The sequence below is a fragment of the Arthrobacter sp. ZGTC131 genome (assembly GCF_002929275.1).
GTDB lineage: Bacteria > Actinomycetota > Actinomycetes > Actinomycetales > Micrococcaceae > Arthrobacter.
The window spans coordinates 88,926-115,548 of record NZ_PJIK01000014.1; the positions used below are offsets into that span (position 1 = coordinate 88,926).

25 protein-coding genes are annotated in these 26,623 nt (G+C 65.0%); 20 read left to right on the plus strand and 5 right to left on the minus strand.

Going from position 1 to position 26,623, the window contains the following annotated elements:
- The first annotated feature begins 423 nt into the window (after positions 1–423).
- From CXQ90_RS16800 to CXQ90_RS16840, 9 genes are all read left to right on the plus strand, one after another.
- On the plus strand, positions 424–903 hold the full coding sequence (locus CXQ90_RS16800) for a MarR family winged helix-turn-helix transcriptional regulator (RefSeq protein WP_104140512.1): 480 nt from the start codon (positions 424–426) through the stop codon (positions 901–903).
- Positions 904–944: 41 nt separating this feature from the next.
- A complete protein-coding gene (locus tag CXQ90_RS16805; protein ID WP_308470559.1) occupies positions 945–2,570 on the plus strand; it encodes an MFS transporter in 1,626 nt (541 codons plus the stop codon).
- Positions 2,571–2,890: 320 nt separating this feature from the next.
- Positions 2,891–4,624: an ABC transporter ATP-binding protein gene (locus tag CXQ90_RS16810; protein ID WP_104140513.1), complete on the plus strand. Its 1,734-nt coding sequence runs from the start codon at positions 2,891–2,893 to the stop codon at positions 4,622–4,624.
- Entirely contained in the window at positions 4,621–6,687 is a 2,067-nt protein-coding gene (locus CXQ90_RS16815) for an ABC transporter ATP-binding protein (protein WP_104140514.1), read from the plus strand. The genes CXQ90_RS16810 and CXQ90_RS16815 overlap by 4 nt, the downstream gene beginning before the upstream one ends.
- A 53-nt stretch (positions 6,688–6,740) precedes the next feature.
- The gene (locus CXQ90_RS16820) at positions 6,741–7,169 is read left to right on the plus strand and encodes a thioesterase family protein (protein WP_104140515.1); all 429 of its coding nucleotides are present in this window, start codon (positions 6,741–6,743) and stop codon (positions 7,167–7,169) included.
- Between the two features lie 52 nt (positions 7,170–7,221).
- Positions 7,222–7,434: a PLDc N-terminal domain-containing protein gene (locus CXQ90_RS16825; protein ID WP_104140543.1), complete on the plus strand. Its 213-nt coding sequence runs from the start codon at positions 7,222–7,224 to the stop codon at positions 7,432–7,434.
- 54 nt (positions 7,435–7,488) lie between these two features.
- On the plus strand, positions 7,489–9,720 hold the full coding sequence (locus tag CXQ90_RS16830) for an McrB family protein (RefSeq protein ID WP_104140516.1): 2,232 nt from the start codon (positions 7,489–7,491) through the stop codon (positions 9,718–9,720).
- Between the two features lie 31 nt (positions 9,721–9,751).
- Complete coding sequence (locus CXQ90_RS16835) at positions 9,752–10,966, plus strand: restriction endonuclease (RefSeq protein ID WP_181038601.1); 1,215 nt, start codon at positions 9,752–9,754, stop codon at positions 10,964–10,966.
- A 426-nt stretch (positions 10,967–11,392) separates the two neighbouring features.
- A complete protein-coding gene (locus CXQ90_RS16840; RefSeq protein ID WP_308470560.1) occupies positions 11,393–11,989 on the plus strand; it encodes a helix-turn-helix domain-containing protein in 597 nt (198 codons plus the stop codon).
- An 8-nt stretch (positions 11,990–11,997) separates the two neighbouring features.
- Here CXQ90_RS16840 and CXQ90_RS16845 read toward each other — a convergent pair whose 3' ends face one another.
- Complete coding sequence (locus tag CXQ90_RS16845; RefSeq protein ID WP_104140517.1) at positions 11,998–13,662, minus strand: cell wall metabolism sensor histidine kinase WalK; 1,665 nt, start codon at positions 13,660–13,662, stop codon at positions 11,998–12,000.
- A gap of 101 nt (positions 13,663–13,763) precedes the next feature.
- Between CXQ90_RS16845 and CXQ90_RS16850 the strand changes: the two genes are divergently transcribed.
- Positions 13,764–14,519, plus strand: coding sequence for a response regulator transcription factor (locus tag CXQ90_RS16850; RefSeq protein WP_181038596.1), 756 nt, complete (start codon positions 13,764–13,766; stop codon positions 14,517–14,519).
- 18 nt (positions 14,520–14,537) lie between these two features.
- On the opposite strand, the gene CXQ90_RS16855 is transcribed toward CXQ90_RS16850, so the two are convergent.
- The 4 genes from CXQ90_RS16855 to bioB all read right to left on the minus strand — a co-directional run bounded on the left by CXQ90_RS16855 (position 14,538) and on the right by bioB (position 16,825).
- Positions 14,538–14,963, minus strand: a complete 426-nt coding sequence (locus tag CXQ90_RS16855) for a very short patch repair endonuclease (RefSeq protein WP_104140518.1) — start codon at positions 14,961–14,963, stop codon at positions 14,538–14,540.
- Positions 14,964–14,991: 28 nt separating this feature from the next.
- Positions 14,992–15,426 carry a pyridoxamine 5'-phosphate oxidase family protein gene (locus CXQ90_RS16860; protein ID WP_104140519.1) on the minus strand — a complete coding sequence of 145 codons (435 nt, stop codon included), beginning with the start codon at positions 15,424–15,426 and terminating at the stop codon, positions 14,992–14,994.
- A 101-nt stretch (positions 15,427–15,527) separates the two neighbouring features.
- Positions 15,528–15,803 carry a hypothetical protein gene (locus CXQ90_RS16865; protein WP_258064567.1) on the minus strand — a complete coding sequence of 92 codons (276 nt, stop codon included), beginning with the start codon at positions 15,801–15,803 and terminating at the stop codon, positions 15,528–15,530.
- Positions 15,800–16,825, minus strand: coding sequence for a biotin synthase BioB (gene bioB, locus CXQ90_RS16870; RefSeq protein WP_104140520.1), 1,026 nt, complete (start codon positions 16,823–16,825; stop codon positions 15,800–15,802). The genes CXQ90_RS16865 and bioB overlap by 4 nt, the downstream gene beginning before the upstream one ends.
- A gap of 343 nt (positions 16,826–17,168) precedes the next feature.
- Between bioB and CXQ90_RS22165 the strand changes: the two genes are divergently transcribed.
- The 10 genes from CXQ90_RS22165 (at position 17,169) to CXQ90_RS16920 (ending at position 26,513) form a co-directional block, all read left to right on the plus strand.
- Entirely contained in the window at positions 17,169–17,831 is a 663-nt protein-coding gene (locus CXQ90_RS22165; RefSeq protein ID WP_146068916.1) for a DUF6318 family protein, read from the plus strand.
- Between the two features lie 8 nt (positions 17,832–17,839).
- A complete protein-coding gene (locus CXQ90_RS22460) occupies positions 17,840–18,784 on the plus strand; it encodes a PKD domain-containing protein (protein ID WP_258064568.1) in 945 nt (314 codons plus the stop codon).
- A gap of 117 nt (positions 18,785–18,901) precedes the next feature.
- Positions 18,902–19,975, plus strand: coding sequence for an alkene reductase (locus tag CXQ90_RS16885; RefSeq protein WP_104140522.1), 1,074 nt, complete (start codon positions 18,902–18,904; stop codon positions 19,973–19,975).
- Between the two features lie 123 nt (positions 19,976–20,098).
- Positions 20,099–20,830, plus strand: coding sequence for a GntR family transcriptional regulator (locus tag CXQ90_RS16890; protein ID WP_104140523.1), 732 nt, complete (start codon positions 20,099–20,101; stop codon positions 20,828–20,830).
- A 221-nt stretch (positions 20,831–21,051) separates the two neighbouring features.
- The gene (locus CXQ90_RS16895; RefSeq protein ID WP_104140549.1) at positions 21,052–22,056 is read left to right on the plus strand and encodes a sugar phosphate isomerase/epimerase; all 1,005 of its coding nucleotides are present in this window, start codon (positions 21,052–21,054) and stop codon (positions 22,054–22,056) included.
- 153 nt (positions 22,057–22,209) lie between these two features.
- On the plus strand, positions 22,210–23,988 hold the full coding sequence (gene dhaL / locus CXQ90_RS16900; protein WP_104140524.1) for a dihydroxyacetone kinase subunit DhaL: 1,779 nt from the start codon (positions 22,210–22,212) through the stop codon (positions 23,986–23,988).
- Positions 23,981–24,463, plus strand: coding sequence for a ribose-5-phosphate isomerase (locus CXQ90_RS16905; protein WP_104140525.1), 483 nt, complete (start codon positions 23,981–23,983; stop codon positions 24,461–24,463). Before dhaL ends, CXQ90_RS16905 begins: the two co-directional genes overlap by 8 nt.
- Before the next feature lie 2 nt (positions 24,464–24,465).
- The gene (locus CXQ90_RS16910; RefSeq protein WP_181038597.1) at positions 24,466–25,434 is read left to right on the plus strand and encodes a 3-hydroxyacyl-CoA dehydrogenase family protein; all 969 of its coding nucleotides are present in this window, start codon (positions 24,466–24,468) and stop codon (positions 25,432–25,434) included.
- Between the two features lie 117 nt (positions 25,435–25,551).
- Positions 25,552–26,319: an SDR family NAD(P)-dependent oxidoreductase gene (locus CXQ90_RS16915; RefSeq protein WP_104140527.1), complete on the plus strand. Its 768-nt coding sequence runs from the start codon at positions 25,552–25,554 to the stop codon at positions 26,317–26,319.
- An 11-nt stretch (positions 26,320–26,330) separates the two neighbouring features.
- The gene (locus tag CXQ90_RS16920; protein WP_104140528.1) at positions 26,331–26,513 is read left to right on the plus strand and encodes a hypothetical protein; all 183 of its coding nucleotides are present in this window, start codon (positions 26,331–26,333) and stop codon (positions 26,511–26,513) included.
- Positions 26,514–26,623 lie beyond the last annotated feature (110 nt).

Consider the following 26,623-nt stretch of genomic DNA (forward strand, 5'->3'; position numbering starts at 1 on the left):
CTCGTAGAAACACTGGATGTGTTTCCACGGAGGCTACCCTTTTTCCATCGAATGTAGAAAGCATTTCTGTGCGTTCGAACACTTTGTAACCGAACCGGTATTTCCGTGAAAAATTCCGGGCGTCTGTCGTGAACCGTGAACCCGAAGAGGCGCGTTCGGTGCTCCGGAACCAAGAACGCGGCCCTCGACATTCGCATGTTGGAGACCGGAGCAGAGATACTCTTACCTTCGAATCAAGCCTGTTGCGACGATGGTTGGAAACCGCCAAGCGCGAACTGGCAGGTAATGCCACCTCAGTACGAATTTGAGGGCATTAGCTGCCAGTTCGCGCTTGGCGTTTAACCTCAGGCCGCCTGGTTAGTTTCCTACAGCAACCATTTAGGGATATAGTTGCCTAAGGCAAGCGATTAGGAGCAATCGAGCATGGCAGTCGAGCCAAGCACCGCGGCAGAACTCGTGCACCAGATTTTCGACCTCCAGCGGGCGGTCCGGTGCGTTGCGGTCGCCAATGCGCGAGGCATGGACACCGGGGTGGCGCTGCAAGGCGTTCTTCGGTTCGTGGGGGAGAAGGAGTCCCGCGCCACGCATCTGGCCGCGCGGCTGGGCGTCAGCGCACCTGTTCTCAGCCGGCACATCGCCGAACTCGAGGAACTGGGCCTTGTCCACCGCCGGCCTGACCCCGAAGACGGACGGGCCCAGCTCGTTGCCCTCACCGACGCGGGGCGGGCCAGGCTCGTCGAAATCGAGGAGCACCGCACGGCCACCCTGCAGGGATATCTGCAGGAATGGAGCCAGCGGGACGCCGAGGAGGCGGCGAAAGTTCTCCGCAATCTCGCGGGATCCCTCCGGGATTCCGCCCGGGCAAAGGCGGCCGGACTCACCACCATGAACCCCGATTCTTAGGAGATTCAGTGTCGATCCAGACATCCGCGCCGCCCGCGGCGATGACCCATCGCCAGATCATGGAAGCCCTCACCGGCCTCCTGGCAGCGTTTTTCACCGCCATCCTCAGCAGCACCATCGTGGCCAACGCGCTGCCGACCATCATGTCCGAGCTCAAGGGCACGCAGACCGACTTCGCCTGGGTCATCACCGCGGCGCTGCTGGCCAACGCGGCCACCACTCCCATCTGGGGCAAGCTCGCCGACCTCTTCAGCAAGAAGATCCTGGTCCAGCTGAGCATCGTGATTTTCGTGGCCGGCTCGGTCATGGCCGGGCTGTCCGCCACCATCCCCCTGCTGCTGACCGCCCGCGTCATCCAGGGCGTGGCCATGGGCGGACTGACCGCGCTGGCGCAGGCAATCATCGGGTCCATGATTCCCCCGCGCGACCGCGGCAAGTATTCCGGCTACATGGGCGCCGTCATGGCCGTCGGCACGGCCGGAGGCCCGCTGCTCGGCGGGTTCATCGTCGACAGCCCGCTCGGCTGGCGTTGGACGTTCTTCGTCTGCGTGCCGCTCGCCGTCGTCGCTCTGATCCTGCTGCAGATCACCCTGAAAATCCCGCACATCAGGCGTCCCGCGAAGATCGACTGGCTCGGCTCCATTCTGCTCACGTCCGGTGTCAGCCTCCTGCTGATCTGGGTCTCCTTTGCCGGCAACCCCGACTACTACGACTGGTGGTCCTGGCAGTCCGGCCTGATGGTCGGCGGCGGTGTGCTTCTGCTGGCGCTGCTGGTGTTAGTGGAGTCCAAGGTGGCTCAGCCCATCATTCCGCTGAAGATCATCACCGAGCGCACCACCGCGCTGGCCATCATCGCGTCCGTGGCTGTGGGAGTGGCCATGTTCGGCTCCTCCACCTTCCTCGGCCAGTATTTCCAGGTAGCCCGCGGCGCCACGCCAACAGAAGCCGGCCTGCTGACGCTGCCCATGATCGCCGGAAACCTGATCGGTTCGGTGGTCTCAGGGCTCCTCGTCAGCCGTACGGGCAAATGGAAGCGCTACCTCGTTGCGGGCTCCATTCTGCTCATCGGCGGACTGGGCCTCGGCGGCACCATGGATCACACCACGGAACTGTGGCAGGCCGGCATCTTCACGGCGATCCTCGGCCTGGGGCTGGGCATGCTGATGCAGAACCTCGTTTTGGCCGTCCAGAACACTGTCAGCGCCCGCGACATCGGCACGGCGAGCGCGTCCGTGGCCTTCTTCCGGTCGGTGGGCGGCGCGATCGGCGTCTCGGTCCTCGGCGCAATCCTCGGAAACCGGGTCAAGGAACTCGCGGCCCAGGGCTTCGCGGCGGCGGGCATCCCGGCCGGCGGCGGTTCCACAGGGGCGACCCTCGACCTCGCCGACATGCCTGCCCCCGTGCGGGACATCATGCGGGCAGCCTACGGCGACGCAACTGCAGAGATCTTCCTGATCGCGGGCGCCACTGCCGTGGTGGCGCTTATCGCCGTCCTCCTCATCACGGAACGCCCGCTGCGCCGGACGGTGGACATCCAGCCTGCTGCCCGCCCGTCTGATGCCACGCAGGGTCCGGCCGGATCCGGTGACGCAGCGCGGGTTAGGGAACAGTCGCATGGAGCAAGGCAGGAAAGCCCGACGGCGGAACTCACCTCCGCGGGTAACTGACCGGCAGCCCGCTGCCCGCCTCGCCGCCCCAGCGCCGCTGCCCGCCTCGCTGGTGCCCGCCTCGCCGCCCCACTTAGTGCGAACGAACACTTGAGGCCCTGGCGCCCGGGGGCTTAACTGTTCGTTCGCGCTGCTCGGGGCCCTGAAGTGTTCGTTCGCGCTTTCCCGGGAGTATGGGTCGTACTCCGTGGGGATGATCTTCGCCCGCCGATGTTTCGCACGGGCAACGGATTTCGTAGAGTGGGAAGGCTTAGGATGTCAGACCTGGCTGCTACTACTTCTCTTACCAATTCGCGCTCTCTCCCAAAGGATCCGTGAGCATGCTCGTCACCCTCATACGGCGCTACTCCAAACCGTATATGCCGTACATTTTGGCCGTTATTGCGTTTCAATTGGCGTCCACCATCGCGGCCCTCTACCTGCCCAGCCTTAATGCCCAGATCATCGACGAAGGCGTGGCTCGCGGCGATACCGACTTCATCTGGCGGACGGGCGGCATCATGCTCGTGGTGGCGTTCATCCAGGTGGGCACCGCCATCGCAGGCGTGTACTTCGGTTCCAAGACGGCCATGGCTGTGGGGCGCGACCTCCGCCGCGGCGTATTCCGCAAGGTAACCAGCTTCTCCGCCAAGGATGTCAACACGTTCGGTGCACCCACGCTGATCACCCGCGGCACCAATGACGTCCAGCAGGTGCAGATGCTGGTCCTCATGGGCCTGAACTTCATGGTCGCCACCCCGATCATGTGCATCGGGGGCATCATCATGGCCCTTCGGGAGGACATCAACCTGTCCTGGCTGGTCTGGGTCTCGGTACCGGTGCTCATCGTGGTGGTCGGCTACCTCGTGGTCCGCCTGATGCCGCTGTTCCGGTCCATGCAAAAGAAGATCGACCGCATCAACGCGGTTCTGCGCGAACAGATCATCGGCATCCGCGTCGTCCGGGCCTTCGTCCGCGAGCCCTACGAGACCGAGCGTTTCGGCGAGGCCAACAAGGAACTGACGGACGTGTCCCTGAAGATTGGCGCCCTGTTCGTCCTCATGTTCCCGGCCATCGGCATGATCCTCCACCTCTCCACGGCAGCCGTCCTCTGGTTCGGCGGCCAGCGGGTGGACTCCGGCGACATGCAGGTCGGCGCCCTGACCGCCTTCCTGCAATACCTGCTCCAGATCCTCATGGCCGTCATGATGGGCACGTTCATGGCCATGATGATTCCCCGCGCGTCAGTGTGCGCGGACCGCATCGGCGAGGTGCTCGACGTCGAACCCTCCATCCATGACCCCGCCCACCCGGAAGTGCCTGCGGCACTGGAAGGGGTCGTCGAGTACCGGAACGTCACGTTCGCCTACCCCGGGGCGGAAGCTCCCGTGCTGAGCAACATCAGCTTCACCGCCCGCCCGGGGGAGACCGTGGCGATCATCGGCTCCACCGGCGCAGGAAAATCCTCCCTGCTGTCGCTGCTGCCCCGTCTGTACGACGTCGCCGAAGGCGAGGTGCTGCTCGACGGCGTTTCCGTCAGCAAGCTGGACCGTGCCGAGATCACCAGGCGCGTGGCCCTCGTGCCGCAGCGCCCCTACCTGTTCTCCGGAACCATCGAACACAACCTGCGCTTCGGCAAAACCGAGGCAACCGATGACGAACTCTGGGATGCCCTCCACGTGGCCCAGGGCGACGGATTCGTCCGGGACAAGAAAAACGGCCTCGCGTCCCGCATCGCCCAGGGCGGCACCAACGTTTCCGGCGGCCAGCGCCAGCGACTGTGCATCGCCCGGGCTTTGGTGACCAAGCCCAAGGTCTACCTCTTTGACGATTCATTCTCGGCTCTGGACGTCGCAACCGACGCCCGGCTGCGCGCGGCCCTCAAGCGCACCACCGCCGACGCCACCGTGATCATCGTGGCGCAGCGGATCTCCACCATCATTGAGGCGGACCAGATCCTGGTCCTGGACAACGGCAGGATCGTGGACCGTGGCACGCACGATGAACTGCTGGAAACGTCGCCAACCTACCAGGAAATTGTTGAGTCCCAGCTGAGCGTGGAGGAAGTGGCATGACCGCCGACAAGAAGGGCGCACGCCTGGGCAATCCATCCGTCCCGGCCCAGCCGGCCGCGGATGCCGCGGCGGAGCTGGAGGACGACGACTTCATCGAGGAGGAGTACAAGCCGTCGGAAGCCGACGGCGACATGTTCGGCGGCATGCCCGCGAAGAAGGCCCAGCATTTCTGGCCCTCCGCCAAACGGCTCATGGGGCTGTTGAAGCCGGAGGCCGTGGGCATCTACATCGTGGTGGCCATGGTCATTGTTTCCGTGGTCCTCAATGTCATCGCCCCGAAGGTGCTTGGGCAGGCCATGGACGTCATCTTCGGCGGCGTCGTAGCCAAACAGCTCCCCGCCGGAGTCAGCAAGGACCAGTTCGTCGAGGGCCTGCGGGCGCAGGGCCAGGACAACTTCGCCGACATGATCTCCCGGATGGAGCTCGTTCCGGGCACCGGCATCGACTTCCAGAAGCTGACCGTCCTGATTTCCGCCGTGCTGCTCATGTACTTCGTGGCCAACATCTTCCTGTGGCTGCAGGGCTACGTGCTGAACCGGATTGTCATGAAGGTCATCCGCCAGCTCCGCGACGACACCGAAAAGAAGCTCAACCGGCTTCCGCTCAACTACTTTGACACCCGCCAGCGCGGCGACGTCCTGTCCAGGGTGACGAACGACGTCGACAACGTCCAGCAGGCCCTGCAGCAGGCCTTCGCGCAGCTGATCAGCTCGCTGCTGACGGTCATCGGCATCGTCATCATGATGTTCATCGTCTCGTGGCAGCTGGCCCTAATTGCCCTGATCGCCCTGCCGCTGTCCGGAGTGGCGGCCGGCATGATCGGCGCGCGCAGCCAGAAGCTGTTCTCGGCGCAATGGAAGAACACGGGCGAGCTCAACGGCCAGATCGAGGAGTCCTTCTCCGGGCACGACCTGGTGCGCGTCTTCGGCCGCGACGCCGACATGCTGGAGCGCTTCGAGGAGCGGAACGAGGCCCTGTACAAGGCCAGCTTCGGCGCCCAGTTCGTTTCCGGCATCATCTTCCCGGTCATGCAGTTCGTTTCCTACCTGAGCTACGTCGGCATCGCCGTGGTGGGCGGCCTGCGGGTTGCTTCCGGCGGCATGAGCCTGGGCGACGCCACGGCGTTCATCCAGTACTCGCGAGAGTTCACCCAACCGCTGGGCCAGATGGCGGGCATGGCCAACATGCTGCAGTCCGGCGTGGCCTCGGCGGAGCGCGTGTTCGAGTTCCTGGACGCGGACGAGCAGGACGCCGAAACCGTCACAGAGCACCTGCCGGCCAAGACCGACGGGCACGTGGAATTCCGGAACGTCACCTTCAGCTACACCGAGGACAAGCAGCTCATCGAGAACCTGTCCTTCACCGCCGAGCCCGGGCACACCGTTGCTATCGTCGGGCCCACCGGTGCCGGCAAGACCACCCTGGTGAACCTCGTCATGCGCTTCTACGAGCTCAACTCGGGTTCCATCACGCTGGACGGGGTGGACGTCACGCAGCTGAGCCGGGCCGAACTCCGTTCCAAGGTGGGCATGGTGCTGCAGGATGCCTGGCTGTTCGGCGGCTCCATCTACGACAACATCAGGTACGGCAAGCTTGACGCCACCGAGGACCAGATCATGGCCGCGGCCAGGGCCACCTTCGTGGACCGCTTTGTCCGGGCGCTTCCTGACGGCTACGACACCGTGATTGACGAGGAAGGCAACAACGTCAGTGCCGGCGAGAAGCAGCTGATCACCATCGCCCGGGCCTTCGTGGCCAACCCGTCCCTGCTCATCCTGGACGAGGCAACCAGCTCCGTGGACACTCGCACCGAGCTTCTCGTGCAGAAGGCCATGGCGGCGCTGCGCACGGACCGGACCAGCTTTGTGATCGCCCACCGGCTCTCCACCATCCGCGATGCCGACACCATCCTGGTGATGGAGAACGGCAAGATCGTGGAGCAGGGCAACCACCAGGCACTCCTGGCGGCCGAAGGCGCCTACTACCGGCTGTACATGTCCCAGTTCGCCGGCGCGGATGCTGAGGAGACGCCCGTGGACGATTCGACGGCGGTGCACAGCTGAGCGCGGCCGGGCCCGGAAGCACCGACCCCCGGCGCATCGAGGTGCTCGTGCCGATGCGCTGGGGCGACATGGACGCTTACGGGCACATCAACAACGTGCAAATTGTCCGCATGCTGGAGGAAGCCCGCATCGGCGCCTTCGGCCCTCCCCGCGGCACAGGGCTGCCCGGCGTGGATCCCCACGTCTCGCTGTTCAACGATGTTCCCGAGGGCACCCTGGCGCTCATCGTGGACCACCGCATCCGGTATGTTAAGACGCTCGAGTACCGCAACGTGCCCGCGGTGGTCCAGGTGTGGATCGGCGCCGTCAAGGGCGCGAGCTTCGACATTCACTACCTTGTGCAGGACCCCGTAACTGGCGAGGATTGTGTGAAAGCCTCCAGTCATCTCGCCTTCGTTGAGGAGGCCACCGGAAGGGTCCTGAGGCTGACGCCGGAGCAGAAGCAGCGGCTGGAGCCCTTCACCGAACGCAGGGAACCCTGACCGTGGAAAAGGAGCCGAAGCTGTGAAACAGAAGAAGAAATCCTGGAAGGACATGCCTCCGGCCGCGCGCATCGGGACAGTCATCGTGGGCGCGCTGCAGCTGGCGTTCCTCGCCGCCGCCCAGCGGGACATTTCCCGCCGGCCGGCCGAGCAGATCCGCGGTTCCAAGGCCGTCTGGCGGATGGTGACGCTGATCAACTTCATCGGCCCCGGCAGCTACTTCGCGTTCGGCCGGAAGCCGCTGCCGCAGCCTACCCGGAAGTAGTTTCCCCGACGGGCATGGTGCCGGCGTTCAGCTTAAGCCTGTAAATTTGAAGCCATGACCCCCGCCACAAAGCCTGCCATGCACCGTGCCCTCGGAATCTCCAAAGAAATCGAAGACGCAGCATGGTTCGTACTGGGGGCCGGGCTCCAAGGCAAGGCCTCGGCTCTGGACGGCCGCACCCAGACATGGACGTCGGACGCCGCCGGGGAGGTCCTGGAACGGCTGCAGCGCGGAGTGGCGGACGCCAAGGCGCCCATGATGACCAACCTGCGGCACAACCTCGAGGACGCCTCGCGCGCGGCGAAGCAGCTGGCCGTGGAACTCCTGTTCCTCCAGTCGCTGCCGTTGGCGCACGAGGTGAAGTCGCTCAAGGTCAAGCGGGCACGGGTCGCCGAAGCAGCGTCGTGGCTGGAGCCCGCGCTCGAGCTTCCGGACGAGCTCTACAAGGGCATGACCGACCACGGCGTCATCCGGGACCGGACGGCCGAGTTCAACTGGACCATCTGGGACCACCTGAAGTGGCTTTGCCGGTTTGTGCAGCACGTGGACCAGCAGCCTACTCCCGCCATCAACAAGGCGCTGAAGGATCCCCTGGCCTTCCACCTGCTGGCCGCCGGAACACCCGGGGACCAGCCCGCCATCCGGCGGAGTGTCGAATACCTGGCCTGGCCCAGCTACTTCGAACCCGTGGTGGCCGACGTCGAACGCCAGGAGATCCGGGACGCCTTCGCCTCCCTGGTGGGCGGTGCCAAGGGGGACAGCGACGAAGAAATCACCGCCGACATCCGCCGCATCCGCCTGCACCTCGACGAGCAGGCAGGCCAGCGCATCGACTGGTACTCCCGGCAGCTGGTCAGCCAGTGGCGCAAGGTGGGAGATCCGGGCCGCCGGGCCTGGCTGCTGCGCACTCACCACGACAACGCCGAACTCCTCACCGCCTGGCAGGACGAGGAAAAGGTCACCCTCGGCGTCGAACACCTCCGCCTGCTGGACGCCGGCGTTACAGCCGGGCTGGTCCAGCACGCCGTGGACGAGGACTACAAACACCTCGGCTACGTGGAGCGGGAGGACACCAAGACGGCGGTCTTCGCCTTCCTGACCGTCATGAAGCCGGGCGACCTGGCGCTCTACCAGAGCTCCGGGGCGGTCCGGATCGGCGTCGTCCTGGGGGAGCCGGACCACAACGGGGACAGCCGCCGGATGCGCCGCAAGGTCCGCTGGTTCGATGAAGCCCACGCCACGGCCGATCTGCCGCGCCATGTCCAGCGCCAGCTCGCCACGCCCGGCATCGTCGTCGACGTCACCCGCGTGGTGCAGGCGCTTCAGGCGCTGGTGCCCGCTGAAGCGGAAACGGAGCCCGACGGCGGCACCGAACCGGCCGCCGTCGTCGCCCCCGTACAGGAAGGGTTCCGTCCTCTGACGCGCGAGTTCGCGGACTCGCTCCACATGGACCTGGACCCGCTGCAGGAGATCGCCGAGCTGCTGGAGGAAAACCGCCAGCTGGTGCTCTACGGTCCGCCGGGAACCGGCAAGACCTTCCTCGCCAAGCATCTGGCCGCCGAGCTCGCGCGGGACAGCACCGACGAGCGCGTGAAGCTGGTGCAGTTCCACCCCTCCTACGCGTACGAGGACTTCTTCGAGGGCTACCGGCCGGACAAGACGGATGAGGGCCAGGTGTCCTTCAAGCTGGTCGCCGGGCCGCTGCGCCGGCTGGCCGAGGAGGCCGCAAAGCCCGGCAACGAATCCAAGCCCTACTTCCTCATCATCGACGAGATGAACCGCGCCAACCTGGCCAAGGTGTTCGGCGAGCTGTACTTCCTGCTGGAGTACCGCGACGACCGCATCTACCTGCAGTACAGCCCCAACGAGCCGTTTACGCTTCCGGACAACCTGTACATCATCGGCACCATGAACACGGCGGACCGCTCCATCGCCATGATGGATGCCGCCATCCGCCGCCGCTTCGCGTTCATTGAGCTGCACCCCAAGACCGAGCCGGTGAAGGGGTCGCTGCTGCGGTTCCTGGAGGCACGGCAGCTGGACACCACCCCCGCACTGCTGCTGGACGCGCTCAACGATGCGATCGACGAGTGGGACCGCGACCTCATGATCGGCCCGTCCTACTTCATGAAGAAGGCCGCCCAGACACCTGCCGGCCTGCGCCGGATCTGGAAGTACGAGCTCATGCCCCTGCTCGAGGAGCACTACCACGGGCAGCTGAACCGCGCGCAGCTCGAGGAACGCTTCGGGCTGGACCAGCTGCTGGGACGCCTTGCGGCTCGCTAGTACCGCAGGCGGCCGCGGCCGCCCGGTCGCCGTGCCCCGGCACATTGTGGTAGACGAGCTGTCCCGCGGCGTGGTGGAGAAGCTGGATGCTGCCAGCGCGGCTTCGCTGAACGCCAGCGGCCTCGCGAAGGCCTCGCCCATGGGCATGGGGCTCTACCGGATCGAGCCGGTGGGCATGGTGGGATCCGTGCGGACGCCGCTAGTGCAGCTCGACGTGCGGCCCAAGGGCAGGCTGGGGCTCAGCCGGCTGCTCTTCCTCCTCGGTTACGCCGGGAACCAGGGGTTCGGCGACGATCCCGTGGCCGCAGCCGAGGACACGGAGCTGTGGAGTGCGTTGGCGGCTTCCCTCGCGCAACTTGCCGAACGTGCCTTGCAGCGCGGCGTGCTGCAGGGCTACCTCACCGTGGACGAGTCCCTCAGGACGGTGAAGGGCCGGATCCGCATCTCCGACCAGATTTCGCGGCGGCCGGGCATGCTGGTGCCATTGGAGGTGTCCTACGACGAATTCACCGAGGACATCGCGGAGAACCGGATCCTGCGCGCCGCCCTGGACCGCATGTCCCGCGTCCCGGGGGTGCGGCCCGACGTCCTCAGCCGCCTGCGGCAGCTCAAGGGAAAGCTCGACGCCGCCACCCGCCTCCAGCCCGGCGCCCCGCTACCGCCGTGGCGGGCCAGCAGAATGAACACCCGGTACCATGCCGCGCTCCGGCTGGCCGAGGTGATCCTCCGCAACGCTTCGGCCGAAGCAGGGGAAGGCCAGCAGCAGACGGCCTCCTTCGTGGTGGACATGGGCCAGGTCTTCGAGGACTTCGTCGGCGCGGCGCTGCGGCAGGCCATGGCGGCGTTCCCTGGTGAGATGAGGCTGCAGTACAACGCCATGCTGAATGAGGCCGTCCGGGATTCGGACCGGCTGACAGTGCGGCCCGATGCCGTGCACCTGCTCGGCGGCCGGCCCGTGGTGGTGTACGACGCGCAGTACCGGGCACGCTCGGACCAGGGAGCATCGCTCTCGGCGGACCACTTCCAGATGCTGGCCTACTGCACGGCGCTGCGCGTGCCCACAGCCTGGCTGATCTATGCCGGGGCAGGGGAGATGAAGCTGAGGCGGATCCTCAACACGGACATCGACATTGTGGAGTTTCCGCTGGACCTTTCGCTGCCGCCGTCGGAGATTCTGGCCGCCCTAGCGGATTTGGCTGAGCAGTCCTGGGGCGAAGTGGTCCGGCAGGCGAGCATCACCCGCTAGGCGGATTCCGGCTCAGGATCGTCGGGCTGGCAGTGCAGGGCCAACAGGTGATCGAGGAGGGCCTGAGGTATCGCAGTTCCACTGGCATCAGTTCCTGCGACATGTCATTCTCCCGAGCCATCTGGCAATTCAGGTGCGATTTCCGCGAGATGTGTTGCTTCTCGTTCCTGATAATTTGCCGCTTTTGATTATCTAAGCTTCGACTACTCGTCCGGCTAATTTCGCGGGCCCAAACGGATGGAACACCTTTGAAACCATAATGGGGGACAGACAAGTCTGTCTCGCTTTTGGGATAGACTATTAATAATGGCCGAATCATCCAGCTCAGGATTGCCGCGCGCCGGAATTTTTCCTTCCGGCGGGCTACAGTCTGGCCCGGAAACCGACGCCACATCGGGTGACGTCGTTTTGGGTAATGCCGCAGCCATGGATGCCGCCGCTGTGGGTGCTACTGGTGCGGCCGGTGCTGCCGGGATGCGGGAGCGCATCGTTAACGCCGCCTACGACCTCTTTGCGCGCCGGGGCGTCCGCGACGTCGGCATCAATGAACTGATTAGCCGTTCGGGCGTCGCGAAGGCCACGTTCTACCGCCACTTCGCCTCAAAAGATGAACTGGTGCTCGCTTTCCTCGAACAGCGAGACCGCGTGTGGACGGTCAACGCGATTGTGGGCGAAGCGAGGCGCCGGGCGGATACCCCTGAGCAGCAACTGCTCGCGATCTTCGATGTTTTCTCCGATTGGTTCCGCCGCACCGACTTCGAGGCGTGCTCCTTTATCAATGTCCTCCTGGAGATGGGGGCCACCCATCCGCTGGGACGGGCGAGCATCGATTACCTCGCAAAGATCCGCGGCCACGTGAAGCAGCTTGCGGACGAGGCAGGGCTGGAGCGCACCGAGGATTTCTCCCGGTCATGGCACATCCTCATGAAGGGCTCCATCATCTCGGCCGCGGAGGGCGATCTTGAGGCGGCAATGCGGGCGCGCCAGCTCGCCGGCTGGCTGATCGAGCACCACCGGGCCTGACCGAAAGGCTAGGCCGGCACCGCAAATGTGAAAGTGGTGCCTTCCCCTACTTCGCTGCGGAGCGAAACACTGCCGCCGTGGGCTTCGACTATGGCCTTGCTGATGGACAGTCCCAGCCCGACTCCCGGTATCGCGGAGTTGCGGACAGCGGCGGAGCGGAAGAATTTGGCGAAGACCTCCTCCTGGTCCTGTTCGCTCATCCCCATCCCGGTGTCGCTGACGCTGCAGAATACGCGCCCGTCCTCGGACCGCAAAGAAATCACCACGTCACCGCCGTCGGGCGAGTACTTGATGGCGTTGGACACCAGGTTATCCAGCACCTGCGAAATGCGTGCGGGGTCGACGCGCGCGGCCAACCGTTCGGGGGCGTCGGCCATGAGCCGGATGCCCGAAACGGTGGCCCGCGGCAGGGCGGCCGTGACGCTTGCCCGGACCAGGTCCGCCACGTTAACGGGCCGCGGGCTGACGATCAGCTGCCCGTTCCTGCTGGAAAGGAGATCCGAAACCAGGGTCAGGAGCCGCTCCGAGTTCCGGCGGATGATCCCGAGCGGCCCGCGCTGGTACTCGGTCAGGTCGTCGTCGTCATCCAGCATGAGTTCCACGTAGCCCAGGATGGAGGTCAGCGGCGTGCGGAACTCGTGGGAGACGTTGGAGACGAAGTCGTCCTTGGCCGCCAGGGCATTCACCAGTTCGGTGACGTCGCTGAACACGATGACCGAGCCGGCGAAGTCCCCGTCCTGGTCGCGCATTGGCCTTGCGCTCGTGGTGATGGCCCGCTGCTCGCTGCCGTCGCCTAGCCAGACGAGGTAGTCGGTGAATTCCTCGCCCAGAATGGCGCGCCGGACAGGACGCTGCTCCACCGGCACAGGGGTGTTGCGGTCGGCCGCGAAGACGAGCAGCTCGGATTCGTTGGGATCGGCGTTGCCCGCGGGAGTCGCCAGCTTGTGATGAGCGCGCTGCTTTCGGTTCATCAGGATGTCATTGCCGTCGGCATCCACGGCGAGCACACCCAGGTGAACAGTATCCAGCACGGTGTTCAGCAGCCGCTCCTGACGCTTGCTGTCATCGAGCACCCCGCGCAACTGGGCGTCCTTTTCCTCCAGATCGCGCTGCTGCCGGACCATGCTCAGGGTCATGACGGTCACCGAAACGCCGATCCCCAGCATCATGACCGGGAGGAGGAAGGACCGGGCCAGGTCCTGCCCGGAGACATCCCCCCGGAGGAGCAGCGGCACCCAGATGATGGCCAGCGGCCCGAAAAAGGAAATAGCCACCGCGGTCTTCGGAAATACTCCTGAGGCACAGAGCCAGATCACCGGGAACACCGCCATGAGGCTGATCCCGGTCAGGCTGTCCTGGCCGCCCTCCCTGCCGAGCGCGATCGAGATGAGGTCCATGACCGGGAGCACCAGAAAAGCCGGGTAAGGCAGCTTGTCCCACGGCACGGCGTAACAAAGCAGCAAAATTACCCCCTGCGACAGCAGGAAGCTGATGAACAGCGGATGCATCAGCGTCTCCGGGAAGAAAGCCCAAATCAGGAATGCGGTGATGCCTGCCGTTACCGAGAGCGGCATCTGGCTTAGCGCTACGCGGCTCCGCAAGGAGTACTCGTGGAACGGTCGCCGGAAGAGCAGGATCCGTCCGGAAGCGTCCTTCCAGGTCGCACTGCTCATAGGTACTGGTCCGATAGGGCGGGGCCGAAGAAACGCATACCTGCAGGATAGCGGGCGGGAGCTATACTGCAGACGGGATGTAGCGGGCTGAGGGGGCTGCGATGGGTGATGCACGCGTGGGGCTGGTCATTGAAGATGACCACGATATTCGCGAATTGGTCCGCGTTGTACTGACGCAGGCAGGTTTTGACGTGACCGCCGCGAGCAGCGGCGCGGAAGGCGTTCTCGCCGCCAAGGAACTGGACCCTGCGGTCATCACCCTAGACCTGGGCTTGCCCGACATCGACGGTTTCGAAGTGGCGCGGCAGATCCGCCAGTTCTCCGATGCCTACATCGTCATGCTCACCGCCCGCGCGGAGGAACTGGACACCCTGATCGGTCTCGAATCCGGCGCGGACGACTACCTCACCAAACCCTTCCGTCCCCGGGAACTGCGCGCCCGGGTGGCCGCCATGATGCGGCGTCCGCGTTCGACGTCGGACCTCGCCGAAGAGAACGGCGCACCTTCCGGGGCGGCCAACGATGAGAGCCTCTACAGCCACAACGGGCTGGACCTGAGCTACGACTCCCGGACGGTGACCGTGGATGGCAAGGAGCTCAGCCTGACGCGGACCGAATTCGACCTCCTGCATGCGCTGCTGGAAGCCGGCCGCATGGTCCGTACCAAAGCGGACCTGGTGCGCCGCCTGCGGGACGAACCGTACGACGTCGGAAGTTACATCAGCGAGGCTGACGAGCGCTCCGTTGAAGTGCACATGGGCAACCTGCGCAAGAAACTCGGTGACTCCGCACAGAGCCCGCGATGGCTCCAAACCGTCCGCGGCGTCGGCTACAGGCTGGCTCCCGCCGAACACTGACGCCCGCCGGCGGCGTGCTCAGTTCTTGGTGAGAAACTGCTCCAGCTGTTGCTCCAGCGCTGATGCGTCCCGCAACTCGCATTCCCACACGGTGAGCACCTCCCATCCGGCCGTTTCGAGCTGACGGCGCTGATCGGCGTCGCGATTCCTGGTCTTCGTCCGCTTCGCCTCCCAGAATTCGGCGTTGGCCTTGGGGGAGTGCTGGCCCGCCTTGCAGTCGTGGAAGTGCCAGAAGCAGCCGTTGACGAAGATGACCTTGCGCCTGCCGGCGAAGACGAGGTCCGGATTCCCGGGCAACTTGCTGCCGCGGGACGCACCGTGCAGGCGGTAGCGGTAGCCTTTCGCGTGCAGGAGGCTGCGCACCAGTAACTCGGGCTTGGTGTTTTTGCCTCTGATCCGCGACATGTTCCAGCTGCGCTGCTCAGGTGTCAGCCGGTCCGCCATGTTTAAAGTCTAGGCTCGCCGCAGCTTGCTAGATTTCCCGTTCCGGCTGTTCGCCGAACTCGAAGTGCCGGCCGCTGATGGAGCCGGGTTCGATCTCCACGTAGAAGTCCTTGAGCGTAGGGACCCATGATGCGAGTCCCAAGGCCTCGGCCTCCGCAATTTCCGCCGACTTGCTCAGGACCCGGGCGGTACCGCGAAGGACCACCGACCATGCCTGGTCGGACATGATGCCGTCGGTCTCGAAGAGGACGCGGTCGTTGATGGTCACCTGGGCCAGCTTGTTGCCGGGCGCCGTGCGGAAGTACAGCTTCCGGCGGCTGGTCACATAGTTGACGGGGAATATGTCCGGCTCGCCCGCCACGGTGACCACGAGGCGACCGTGCGTGGTGCCCTCCAGAAGCTGCCAGCACTGTGCGTCGTCGAGGACCAGGATGGGGTCGCCGTCTGCGTGATTGAACATCATGGCTCCATTCTTCTACGTCCTGTAGAAAAACGACAGGGGTATGAAGAGATTTTCCCAGCCGCGGACGGGAATCCGCCAGTATCCTAGGCCTTGCCCACCTCTCAGGCCCTGGTGACACCGTGGCGGGAGCACGTAGCTGTCCATCCCAGGGGGTTCACCTGCACCTTGAGCCGCCGGCGGCACCGCGAGCAGTACCGCGGTGGTTCCAGCACCAGCAGCTCGCCACAGCGGCGGTGGGCATTCGACGGCGGCTCCTCGCCACCGTCGTCCCTCTCGCCTCCGCCGACGCACAACTCGCCGCAATGGCCGCAGTAGCTGGCGGTGCCTTCGCTGGACGACGCTGCCGGGGCGCCGCTGCGCGTGATCGCCCTCTTCACAGCGACTTCTGGAGTTCCTTGATGGGCATGTTCAGTTCCACCAGGAGATCAAGGTCAGCTGTAGCAGGGCGGCCCAGGGTAGTGAGGTAGTTGCCGACGATGACCGCGTTGATTCCGCCAAGCAACCCATCGCGCGTACCCAGGTCTCCGAGCGTCAGCTCGCGGCCGCCGGCGTAACGCAGCACGGTGCGAGGCATAGCGAGGCGGAAGGCGGCGATGGCGCGCAGGGCGTCTTTGCCGTCCATGATGCCCTGATGTTCGAGTGGCGTTCCGGGGCGCGGGTTCAGGAAGTTGAGCGGGACTTCATGGGGTTCCAGAGACGCGAGCTGAACGGCCAGTTCGGCCCGCTGTTCGAGCGATTCGCCCATGCCGATGAGGGCGCCGCAGCACAGTTCCATGCCGGCGGCCTTGACCATGTTGCAGGTGTCCAGCCGCTCCTCGTAGGTGTGGGTGGTAACGACTTCGGGGAAGTAGCTGCGGGCGGTTTCGAGGTTGTGGTTGTAGCGGTGCACGCCCCACTCGGCGAGCTGGTCCACCTGGCGCTGGGTGAGCATGCCCAGGGAGCAGGCGATGTTGATGTCCACGGCCTCGTTGATGCGGTCGATGGCGAACTTGATCTGGTTCATCAGCTTGATGTCGGGTCCGCGCACTGCCGCGACGATGCAGAACTCCGTGGCGCCGGTTGCTGCCGTCTCCTTGGCCGCCTTGACGAGCTCGGGGATGTCCAGCCAAACGCCGCGAACGGGGGAGTCGAACAGGCCGGACTGGCTGCAGAAGTGGCAGTCCTCCGGGCAGCCCCCGGTTTTGATGGAGATGATGCCCTCCACTTCGACGTCCTCGCCGCAGTGCCTGAGCCTGACCTCGTGCGCCAATTGCAGGGCGGCGGGGAGAGCTTCGTCGGGAAGACGGAGAACCTCAACCAGTTGGCTTTCGCCCAGGCCCACGCCCTCTTCGAGAACCTGCTTCCGCGCAGTCTCAAGGATTGAGTACCGAGTGGCGGGAGGGTCTGCCTGGATCGTCATTGATTGTCCTTCGGGCTTGAGTTGCTGGTCCTTTCCGACGCTAGTTCGACGCTGGCTGTGCGGTTTTGTTGGCTGCCTACAAAGGCTGGAGGAAAGCCTTGGGGATACTTGACAGCCTGGTCGTTGCCCGCGACGGAGCTGGTCTCACGTCGTGAGCTCAGCAGTGGGGATCAACGGAGTCCTGACGCGGCCGGCCCGCTTTGACTTTCCGTGCCGGCCGGCAGGTGGTAGAACGAAGGGGTTGTTGGCTGTGGATAACTTTGAGCTGAAAGTGTGCACTCGGCTACCCTTTAACCATTGTTCGGACACAGATGTCTTGAAACCTATCCGGGGGGATTAGCGCATGACTTCTCGTACCTTCAGTTCGGGGCGCATGCGCCTCTCCGCGATTTCCGTCCTCGCCGCCTCAGTCCTGGTCCTCAGCGGCTGCAGCAATGGCGAGGGCCCCACGAATGGGTCAAATGACGGAGCCACGCCGTCGGCTTCGTCGGCCGCGTCGGCCACGCAGAGTGCCACCGCAACTCCCACTCCGAAGCCCGTATATAAGCCCGCGGATGCCAAGGGAAGGGCCCAAAACGTGCCCGTTCCCGTGAAACCGGCGCTGGCGGACAAGAATTCGAAAGAGGGTGTGGAAGCCTTTACGAAGTACTGGTTTTCGCTACTCAATTACGGATATGAGACGGGCGACCTGACTGCATGGTCAAAGTTATCGGCTGCTTCTTGCAGCTTCTGCAACATCTTAAAAAACAGTGTGGCTGTCGGATTCAAGGAAGGACGATGGCAGGTTGGCGGGCGACTGTCCACTCCCTCTCTGGAATCGAAATTCATACCCGGAGCAGCAACGCAACAGGTCGTCGTTCAGGTCATCCAAGAGAAAATTCAGTATTACAAGGCCGACAAGAGCGTTGGTAGACCGCCCGGAGATGGGTCAAACGCCGCGTCGGTAGTCATCGCAGCGTATTCCAGCGGTAAATGGGCGGTCTCCGACATGCATCTGATCCAGTAACGACGATCATGATTTCGCATGCGGTAACGGCAACGATTCTGGCCGTTGCACTCAATCTTGGAATACCGCCGCAGTACGCCAAGGCGGCTGACGACGATTACGGCGGCACTGTTGATTACGATGAAGGGGGACTCATCGCGGGCGCTTGGATCCTCGACGAGACAACCGGCGACATCGTTCCCGCGCCACCCGGCTACGTCAGCCAGGATCCGAACCAATACCGGGCCGAGCCGCAGTGCCAGGTTGACGAAAACAACCTAGATATCAGTTGCCTGCCGGGACAGCTTCCGTGCCCGCCCCGCGCTGATGGCAAACCTGGAGTGCCCGTGATCTGGAAGGTCGCGCCGCGGTCAATGCCCAATCCGGCGTGGTCGGACTGGACCGCCAACGGTGGCGGGCCCACTTGCCTTTATGACCAGAGTCCGGAAGATTTGCTTCCCCGAATTGCGGCCCGCATTCAAAGCGATTTTCAGAAGCTTCCCGTCGTGCCGGGGACAGTCACTGCGCAGCCGAGTCCGCACACGCTTCGTGGTGCTGAGACGAATTTTTATGCAGCAGCCAATGAGCAGCCGTTCGACGTTACGATTCTGGGGCAGAAAGTTCATATCGTGGCCAAGCCCGTCCAGTACCGCTGGGACTATGGCGACGGCACCTCGCTCGGCCCGACAACCACTATGGGCGGACCCCTCCCGCAGGATCGCTGGGGCGAGAAGACTCGCACAAGCCATGCGTACGCCGCAACAGGGGACTTCAGTGTCCGGCTGACCACGTACTTCCAGGGCACGTACTCAGTGAACGGAGGGCCGGCCCTGCCCATCCCCAACCAGGGCCAATTCAGCGGACCTCTGCAAACCGTGAGTGTGTGGCGATCGGTCACGCGGAACTACGCCGACGACTGCATCACCAATCCCCGCGGCCAAGGATGCCCGGGAGATGCTCCGCGCGACCCGTAGACCCGCGGATCATCGGCTCCACCCGCGCGACCCCATGAGCTGCGTCACAAGCGGAATAGTTGCACGCGCGTGGCAGTTGCACCCGGTGAACCCAATGCATTCTGAAAGGAACCACGCATGCTGTTTTCTCCGCTGTCCCTCGGTGAGCTCGAACTGCCCAACCGCCTCGTCATGGCACCACTGACCCGCGTCCGCTCGGGCAAGGAGGGCATTCCCGGACCGATGGTGGCGGAGCACTACCGCCAGCGCGCTTCCCTCGGTCTCATTGTCAGCGAAGGCACGTACCCCAGCCCCGCCGGCCGTTCCTACCCGGGACAGCCGGGAATTGTCACCCCCGAGCAGATCGCAGGCTGGAAGACTGTCACTGACGCAGTCCACGCGGAAGGCGGACGGATGTTCGCACAGATCATGCACGGCGGCCGCGTCTCCCACGAGGACATCACGGGTGGCCACCGCGTTGTGGCGCCGAGCGCCATCGCCGTCGAGGGTGAAACCCGCACCTACACCGGCAAGCAGGCATACCCGGTGCCACACGAGCTCTCAACGGATGAACTGCCGGTGGTCATGCAGGAAATCGTCACGGCTTCCCGCAATGCGATCGAAGCCGGGTTCGACGGCGTTGAGCTGCACTCGGCCAACGGCTACCTCCTGCATGAATTCCTGGCGCCAAACACCAACGTGCGCACGGACAGCTACGGCGGCTCGCCCGAAAACCGTGCACGCTTCGTCATCGAGACCGTCAATGCCGTCGTCGAAGCCCTGGGCGCAAACCGCGTCGGCATCCGCATTTCGCCGGAACACAACGTGCAAGGCATCGCAGAGAACGACGCCGCCGATGTCCGGGCCACCTACGAAGTGCTGGTGAACTCGATCGCTCCGTTGAACCTTGCCTACCTGAGCATTCTGCACGATGACCCCTCGGGCGCGCTCGTCCAGGACCTGCGTGCCCGCTTCAACGGCACCTTCCTGGTGAACACCGGATTCGGCCTCATCACCACCCGCGAGGAAGCAGCCGCGCTCGTGGCAGACGGCCACGCGGACGCCGTAGTGGTGGGCCGGCCGGCCATCGCCAATCCCGATCTCGCCCGCCGCTGGCGCGAAGGCCTGCCCTTGAACGAGCCTGACCAGGCCACGTTCTACGGCGAAGGCGCAAAGGGGTACAACGACTACCCGGTGTACGAGTTGGCTTAGCCTGCAACAGAAGCACGAACAGGGGGAACCGTCCGGATGCCGGGCGGTTCCTTTGTTCGCTCGTAACCGTCCCTGTGACGGGTTCGTGCCGCCATCCCGAGGACGCCCCTATAGGATTTGACCATGCAGAAAGCGTCCATCGGCCCCAAATCCGGCAGCCAGCCCGCCGTGCGGGCTGACCGCAAGGGTGGCCGCACCGTCAGCCGCCAGGTCCTGGCGGATCACGTCTATGAGGAGCTCCTGGCATCCCTGATGGACGGGCGGCTGGAGCCCGGCGCGGCCGTCAGCATTGACGGAACCGCCCGCGAACTCGACGTTTCGCCCACCCCCGTCCGTGAGGCGCTGGCGCGGCTGGAGCACACCGGCATGGTCCGCCGGGTGGCGCTGAAGGGTTACAGGGTGGCCCCGGTTTTCACCCGGGAGGACTTCGCGGAACTCATGGAAGCCCGCCTCGCGATCGAGCCCGTCAATGCGCGCCTGGCTTGCGCCCGACTGACCCCGGAGCGGTTCGCCGAGCTGGAACAGGCCGTCGAGGACCTGAAGTCGGCGCCGCGCGGCCCGTCTTTCGCTGAATACAAGGACTATCTTGAAGCCGACGAGCGCTTCCACCAGCTGATCGCCCAGCAGACCGGGAACCAGTTCATGGTTTCCGCCTACGCCGCGCTGGGCGGCCAGGTCCAGCGCTTCCGGCTTTTCGGTGGTGTGGGCATTACGGACGCCGAGTACGCCATCGCCGAGCACCAGTCCGTTCTTGATGCACTCGCCGCCGGCCACCCCGAGCAGGCCGAAGCCGCCATGGCCGATCACGTCCAGAAGGTCCGCGCGCGGGCGATGGCCGACGCCCCGGCTGACTAGCAGCTCCGGACCCGTGTAGCGCCCCCCGGCCGTCTCGCACCGCACCGCGCACTTGACGACGGACCCGCAAGGGCGCACGTTTGTGTGAGGAGCTTCACAACATGCCGGTGTCAATATAGGATCTTCGATTGTTCCAGAACAAGGTCGTGTGACCTTGACAACCTCTTTCCGATGGGCAATCCTATAGGAAAGAGGATTCCCACAAAGGAGTGAACAACAACGTGGCTTACACAGCTGACAATTGGCCCATCACCGCAGCACTGCTGCAGTTCCCCGGCACTGACGCCCAGGGCAACCACATCAACGACGCTGACGCCTACGCCTGGGCCGAGGTCCTGACCGAGGTCAAGGAAGCTGGCTTCAGCAACGCCGACCTGACGGACAGCTGGGTCCGCCCCGCCGATCTGAGCAAGGAGCGCCTGGCCGAGTTCAAGCAGACCGCCCAGAACGTGGGCATCGGCATCCCCGTCATCTCGGCCATCCGCCGCAGCGTGATCGAGGAAGGCAACTGGGAAGCCAACCTCGACTACAGCCACCGCACCATCGACGCCGCCGCCGAACTCGGCTGCGAGGTTGTCTCCTTCGGCCTGCACCAGGCGATCACTCCGGAACAGCAGAAGCAGCTGTGGTTCTGGACCAAGGAAGGCTACAAGGACCCGGTGGGGGACAAGGACGCGTGGAACAACGCCGTCACCCGCTTCCAGGAACTGGGCCGCCACGCCGCAGAGGTGGGCGTCCTGCTCTCCCTGGAAATGTACGAGGACACGTACCTCGGCACGGCAGACTCGTCCGTTCAGCTGGTCCAGGACATCGGACTCGCCAACGTGGGCCTCAACCCGGACATCGGAAACCTGATCCGCCTGCACCGCCCCATCGAGGACTGGCGCGAAATGGTCGCCAAGACCATGCCGTACTCGAACTACTGGCACATGAAGAACTACATCCGTGACGAGGATGCGGCCCGCGACAGCTACGTCGCCATGCCCGCCCCCATGGAAAGCGGCCTCATCAACTACCGCGAGGCGTTCAAGGTAGCCATCGCCGCCGGCTACCAGGGCATCATCTGCACCGAGCACTACGGTGGCGACGGACTCTCCGTGACGGCCAGCAACCAGGACTACCTGCGCCGCCACGTCCTCCCCAAGAAGGACGGCTATGCTCTGGGCATGAGCCTCGTGGCACAGGGACGGCAGCAGCCGTCCGCCGTCGAACTCGCCGGCTCCTAGTCTCCCTGACGTCAGGTTCCCACCGGAGCCTGACGTCCGACGGCGGCCGCCGGGCAGCGCTCCGACGGCCGCCATCCCGGGGCCCTCCGGAGCAAAAAGCTCGGCCGGAGCCCGCCAGAACTGATCAACCCAACTCGGATTCAATGAGGAACCATGACGCAGATCTTCGACAATCCCGCTGATTTCGCGGATGAGGCCCTGGACGGCTTCGTGGCTGCCAACCGCGGCTACGTTGCCCGCGTGGACGGCGGCGTTGTCCGTTCCACCGAAATGACCCCCGGCCAGGTGGCCCTCGTGATCGGCGGCGGCTCAGGACACTACCCGGCCTTCGCCGGACTCGTCGGCCCGGGCCTGGCTGCCGCCTCCGCCTGCGGCAACATGTTCGCCTCGCCCGCCGCCGGGCAGGTCTACCGCGTGGCCAAGGCCGCGAATGCCGGCGGCGGAGTGCTCCTCAGCTACGGCAACTACGCCGGCGACGTCCTGCACTTCGGCCAGGCCCAGCTGCGGCTCAACGCGGAAGGCATCGAGACCCGCACCGTGCTGGTCACCGACGACATCGCCAGCGCCCCGCTGGACCAGATCGAAAAGCGCCGCGGCATCGCCGGTGACCTCACCGTCTTCAAGATCGCAGGCGCCGCGGCCGAGGCCGGCCTGAACCTGGATGAGGTGGAACGGCTAGCCATCAAGACCAACCACCGCACGCGCTCAATCGGCGTCGCCTTCGGCGGCTGCACGCTGCCCGGCGCCTCCGAGCCGCTTTTCAACGTGCCTGACGGCCAGATGTCTCTGGGCCTGGGCATCCACGGCGAGCCAGGCATCTCCGAACACCCCATGCCGAGTGCCTCCGAACTGGCCGACCTGCTGGTCTCGCGCCTCCTGGAGGACAAGCCGGACGATGCCGGTGACCGCGTGGTGGCGATCGTCAACGGCTTGGGCACGGTCAAGTACGACGAGCTGTTCCTCCTGTTCGGCAAGGTCGAAACGCTCCTCAGCGCGGCGGGCCTGACCGTGGTGGAACCGGAATGTGGCGAGCTGGTCACCAGCCTGGACATGTCCGGACTCTCGCTCACCCTCCTGTGGCTCGACGACGAACTCGAGCAGTTCTGGGCGGCCCCGGCAGACACCCCGGCATACCGCAAGGGCAACCTCGCACCGCGTGCCCGCCGTGAAATGGCCGGACCCGAAGCCGCCACAGCGGAAGAGACCGAGAAGGCCACCCCGGCGTCCGCGGACCTGGGCCGGCTGGCAGCCGCCGTGATCGCCCAGGTGCGGGACGTCGTCGTCGAACATGAAGAGGAACTGGGCAACCTGGATGCCATTGCCGGAGACGGCGACCACGGCATCGGCATGCGCCGGGGCGTGGACGCCGCAGCAGCCGCGGGCGAGCAGAACGCGGCGGCCGGTGCCTCGGTCGAACGCGTCCTCACCGAGGCAGGCGAGGCATGGAGCGAGCGCGCCGGCGGAACCTCCGGGGCGCTGTGGGGATCCGCAGTGATCGCTGCCGGCCTAGCTCTGGGCAACCGCGAGTCGTACCAGGCCGCGGACGCGGCAGCCGCCGTCACGGCGTTCACCAGCGCCATCACCGAACTCGGCAAGGCGGAACCGGGGGACAAGACGATGGTTGACGCCCTCCTGCCGTTCCGGGACGCCTTCCTGAAAGCGTCCGACGGCGGCGCCTCCCTGGGCAGCGCCCTCACCGAAGCCGCTGCCGCGGCAACGGAAGCCGCCCGTCAGACTGCGAACCTTCGCCCCCTCAAGGGCCGGGCCCGCCCGCTGGCCGAGAAGAGCCTCGGCCACCCCGATCCAGGCGCAGTCTCCTTCGGGCTGATCACAGAGCGGATTGCCACCTACATCGAATCCGGCGCCGGGACTTCGGACGCCAACAATTCAAAGCTGGCCGCAGCGGCCGGAAATGGAGCAAAAAATGACTGACACCGCAGGCTGGCGCATTGTCATCGGCAACGATGAAGCCGGCGTCGAATACAAGGAAGCACTGAAGGCACTGCTCGAGGCAGACAGCCGCGTGGCGTCAGTGCTGGACATCGGCGTGGGGGCCAACGACTCCACAGCCTACCCGCACGTCGCCGTCAACGCCGCCCGCAAGGTGGCCGAGGGCGAAGCCGACCGCGCGCTGCTGATCTGCGGCACCGGGCTCGGCGTGGCCATCGCGGCCAACAAGGTACCCGGAGTCCGTGCCGTCACCGCGCACGACAGCTACTCCGTGGAACGCTCCGTCCTGAGCAACAACGCACAGGTCCTCACCCTGGGCCAGCGCGTGATCGGCCTGGAACTCGCGAAGAAGCTCGTGGGCGAATGGCTCGAGCACCGCTTCGACGAGAACTCGTCGTCGGCCGCCAAGGTGGAGGCCATCTGCTCCTACGAACCCGACTACACGAAGGCTGACTGACCATGACAGAAACATCTAACAGCTCGCGCAAGATTGCCGTCGTCGGTTCGGGTTACATGGGCGGCGGGATCGCGCAGGTCCTCGCCCTTGGCGGCGCACGCGTTGCCCTGGCCGATGTGTCCGCGGAAGTGGCGCAGAAGAACTTCGAGCGGTTGCTCACCGAATCGGACCAGTTCGTGGCCGACGGCCTGTTCCGGGCGGGGTCCACCGAGATCCTGAAGCAGAACCTCTGGGCTGCCAAGGACATCGAGGAAGCCGTGGCAGACGCCGACTTCATCGAGGAGGCCGTGCCCGAGGTTATCGAGATCAAGCACCAGACGCTGGCCCGCATCAGCGCCGCGGCCCGTCCCGATGCCATCATCGGCTCCAACACCTCCACCATCTCCATCGCGGACCTGTCCGAGCCGGTCGCCAACCCGGAACGCTTCCTGGGCGTGCACTTCTCCAACCCGTCGCCGTTCATCCCCGGCGTGGAGATCATCCCCCACGCAGGCACCTCGGCCGAGACCGTCGGCGCCGTCCGCGACCTCGTCCACGCCGCCAACAAGCAGACCGCCGTGGTCAAGGACGTCACCGGATTCGTGCTGAACCGCCTGCAGTACGCGCTGTTCCACGAAGCCGCGCAACTGGTGGAACAGGGCATTGCGACGGCGGAGGACGTGGACACCCTGGTCCGCACCACCTTCGGCTTCCGGCTCCCGTTCTTCGGGCCGTTCGCCATCGCCGACATGGCCGGCCTGGACGTCTACAACTTCTGCTACAAGTCCCTGCAGACCGACTTCCCCGAGCGCTTCGCCACGCCCAAGATCCTCACGGACCTCGTCGAGGCAGGCAAACTCGGCACCAAGACCGGCGCAGGCTTCCTGAATGTCCCGGCCGAGCGCACGCCCGAGCTGATCGCCTACCGCAACAAGGCCTACGTTGCGATGCAGAAGCTCATCGAGGACCTCGGCCCGGCGCCGATCAACTAACAATCCACCCAGTCCGGTGTTCTGATCCGGACCGTCAAAGCCTCAGTCACTGCCCGGTTTCCGCCGGGCAGTGACTGTTGCCTGCCCACTTTTCCTTCGTCACCAAGGAGCCTATTCATGAGCATTTTTCCGTCCGAACGCACTGCAATCGTCACCGGAGCCGTCTCCGAGCGCGGGATCGGCCGGGCCACGGCCAACTACCTCGCCGAGCAGGGCTGGAACATCGGCATCATCGACCTCGATGACGCCCTGTGCCGGGCCACGGCCAAGGAAATTGCGGAACAGTACGGCGTGAAGGCCCACGGTGCGGGCGCCAACGTTGCCGACGAGACTTCGGTCCGTGCGGCCATCGACTCCATCGAGGCGGAACTGCCACAGATCGTGGCCCTCGCTAACGTGGCGGGCGTCAGCTCGCCCGTTCCGTATCTGGAGCTGGACGCCGCCGAGTGGGACCGCGTGCTCAACATCAACCTCAACGGCGTCCACTACGCCACGCGCCGCGTAGCCGAGTCCATGGTGAAGAACCGGATCGGGCGCATCGTGAACATCTCCTCCGTCTCCGCCCAGCGCGGCGGCGGAACGTTCTCCAAGACCCCGTATTCCGTGGCGAAGGCCGGTGTGATCGGCCTGACCCGCTCCACCGCCCGCGAGCTGGGGGAGTACGACATCACGGTCAACGCCATCTCTCCGGGCCCCATCGACACCGACATCATGGGCGGCACCCTGAGCCAGGAACGAAAGGACGAACTCACCAAGGACCTCGTGGTCAACCGCGTCGGCTCCACCCGCGACATCGCAGCAGCCATCGCCTTCCTCATCAGCGAGGACGCCGGATACATCTCCGGCCAGACGCTGAATGTGGATGGCGGACTCTACATGCACTAGGAAGGACCACCATGGCCCAGAATAGCCACCGCGCCCGGCAGGCAAGCAGCCGCCCGGCAAGCAGCCGGGCCGTAGCAAGCGCCCAGGCAGCCGCCACCGGATTCAGCTCGTGGACCAAGGAACGGAAGATCTACCTGGCCGTCGGCGTCCTCGCCAGCCTGGTCGGCCTACTGCTCATTGCGTTCTCGCTCTGAGGGCTGCACTCCACCGATCTAGGCGCTCCACTGATTGACCTGGCTGATTCCCTTGGAATCGGTCACATCGTTTTGCCCTACTGATTTGCTCACTGACTTACTCAACGAGG

Coding starts and splice junctions, on each gene's coding strand:
- CXQ90_RS22165 (WP_146068916.1), top strand. CDS start 17,169: ATGACTTCTCGTACCTTCAGTTCGGGGCGCATGCGCCTCTCCGCGATT.
- CXQ90_RS16860 (WP_104140519.1), bottom strand. CDS start 15,426: ATGATGTTCAATCACGCAGACGGCGACCCCATCCTGGTCCTCGACGAC.
- CXQ90_RS16810 (WP_104140513.1), top strand. CDS start 2,891: ATGCTCGTCACCCTCATACGGCGCTACTCCAAACCGTATATGCCGTAC.
- CXQ90_RS16920 (WP_104140528.1), top strand. CDS start 26,331: ATGGCCCAGAATAGCCACCGCGCCCGGCAGGCAAGCAGCCGCCCGGCA.
- CXQ90_RS16850 (WP_181038596.1), top strand. CDS start 13,764: ATGGGTGATGCACGCGTGGGGCTGGTCATTGAAGATGACCACGATATT.
- CXQ90_RS16820 (WP_104140515.1), top strand. CDS start 6,741: ATGCGCTGGGGCGACATGGACGCTTACGGGCACATCAACAACGTGCAA.
- CXQ90_RS16905 (WP_104140525.1), top strand. CDS start 23,981: ATGACTGACACCGCAGGCTGGCGCATTGTCATCGGCAACGATGAAGCC.
- CXQ90_RS16800 (WP_104140512.1), top strand. CDS start 424: ATGGCAGTCGAGCCAAGCACCGCGGCAGAACTCGTGCACCAGATTTTC.
- CXQ90_RS16885 (WP_104140522.1), top strand. CDS start 18,902: ATGCTGTTTTCTCCGCTGTCCCTCGGTGAGCTCGAACTGCCCAACCGC.
- dhaL (WP_104140524.1), top strand. CDS start 22,210: ATGACGCAGATCTTCGACAATCCCGCTGATTTCGCGGATGAGGCCCTG.
- CXQ90_RS16830 (WP_104140516.1), top strand. CDS start 7,489: ATGACCCCCGCCACAAAGCCTGCCATGCACCGTGCCCTCGGAATCTCC.
- CXQ90_RS16815 (WP_104140514.1), top strand. CDS start 4,621: ATGACCGCCGACAAGAAGGGCGCACGCCTGGGCAATCCATCCGTCCCG.
- CXQ90_RS16840 (WP_308470560.1), top strand. CDS start 11,393: ATGGATGCCGCCGCTGTGGGTGCTACTGGTGCGGCCGGTGCTGCCGGG.
- bioB (WP_104140520.1), bottom strand. CDS start 16,825: ATGACGATCCAGGCAGACCCTCCCGCCACTCGGTACTCAATCCTTGAG.
- CXQ90_RS16910 (WP_181038597.1), top strand. CDS start 24,466: ATGACAGAAACATCTAACAGCTCGCGCAAGATTGCCGTCGTCGGTTCG.
- CXQ90_RS16915 (WP_104140527.1), top strand. CDS start 25,552: ATGAGCATTTTTCCGTCCGAACGCACTGCAATCGTCACCGGAGCCGTC.
- CXQ90_RS16825 (WP_104140543.1), top strand. CDS start 7,222: ATGCCTCCGGCCGCGCGCATCGGGACAGTCATCGTGGGCGCGCTGCAG.
- CXQ90_RS16855 (WP_104140518.1), bottom strand. CDS start 14,963: ATGGCGGACCGGCTGACACCTGAGCAGCGCAGCTGGAACATGTCGCGG.
- CXQ90_RS16845 (WP_104140517.1), bottom strand. CDS start 13,662: ATGAGCAGTGCGACCTGGAAGGACGCTTCCGGACGGATCCTGCTCTTC.
- CXQ90_RS16890 (WP_104140523.1), top strand. CDS start 20,099: ATGCAGAAAGCGTCCATCGGCCCCAAATCCGGCAGCCAGCCCGCCGTG.
- CXQ90_RS16805 (WP_308470559.1), top strand. CDS start 945: ATGACCCATCGCCAGATCATGGAAGCCCTCACCGGCCTCCTGGCAGCG.
- CXQ90_RS22460 (WP_258064568.1), top strand. CDS start 17,840: ATGATTTCGCATGCGGTAACGGCAACGATTCTGGCCGTTGCACTCAAT.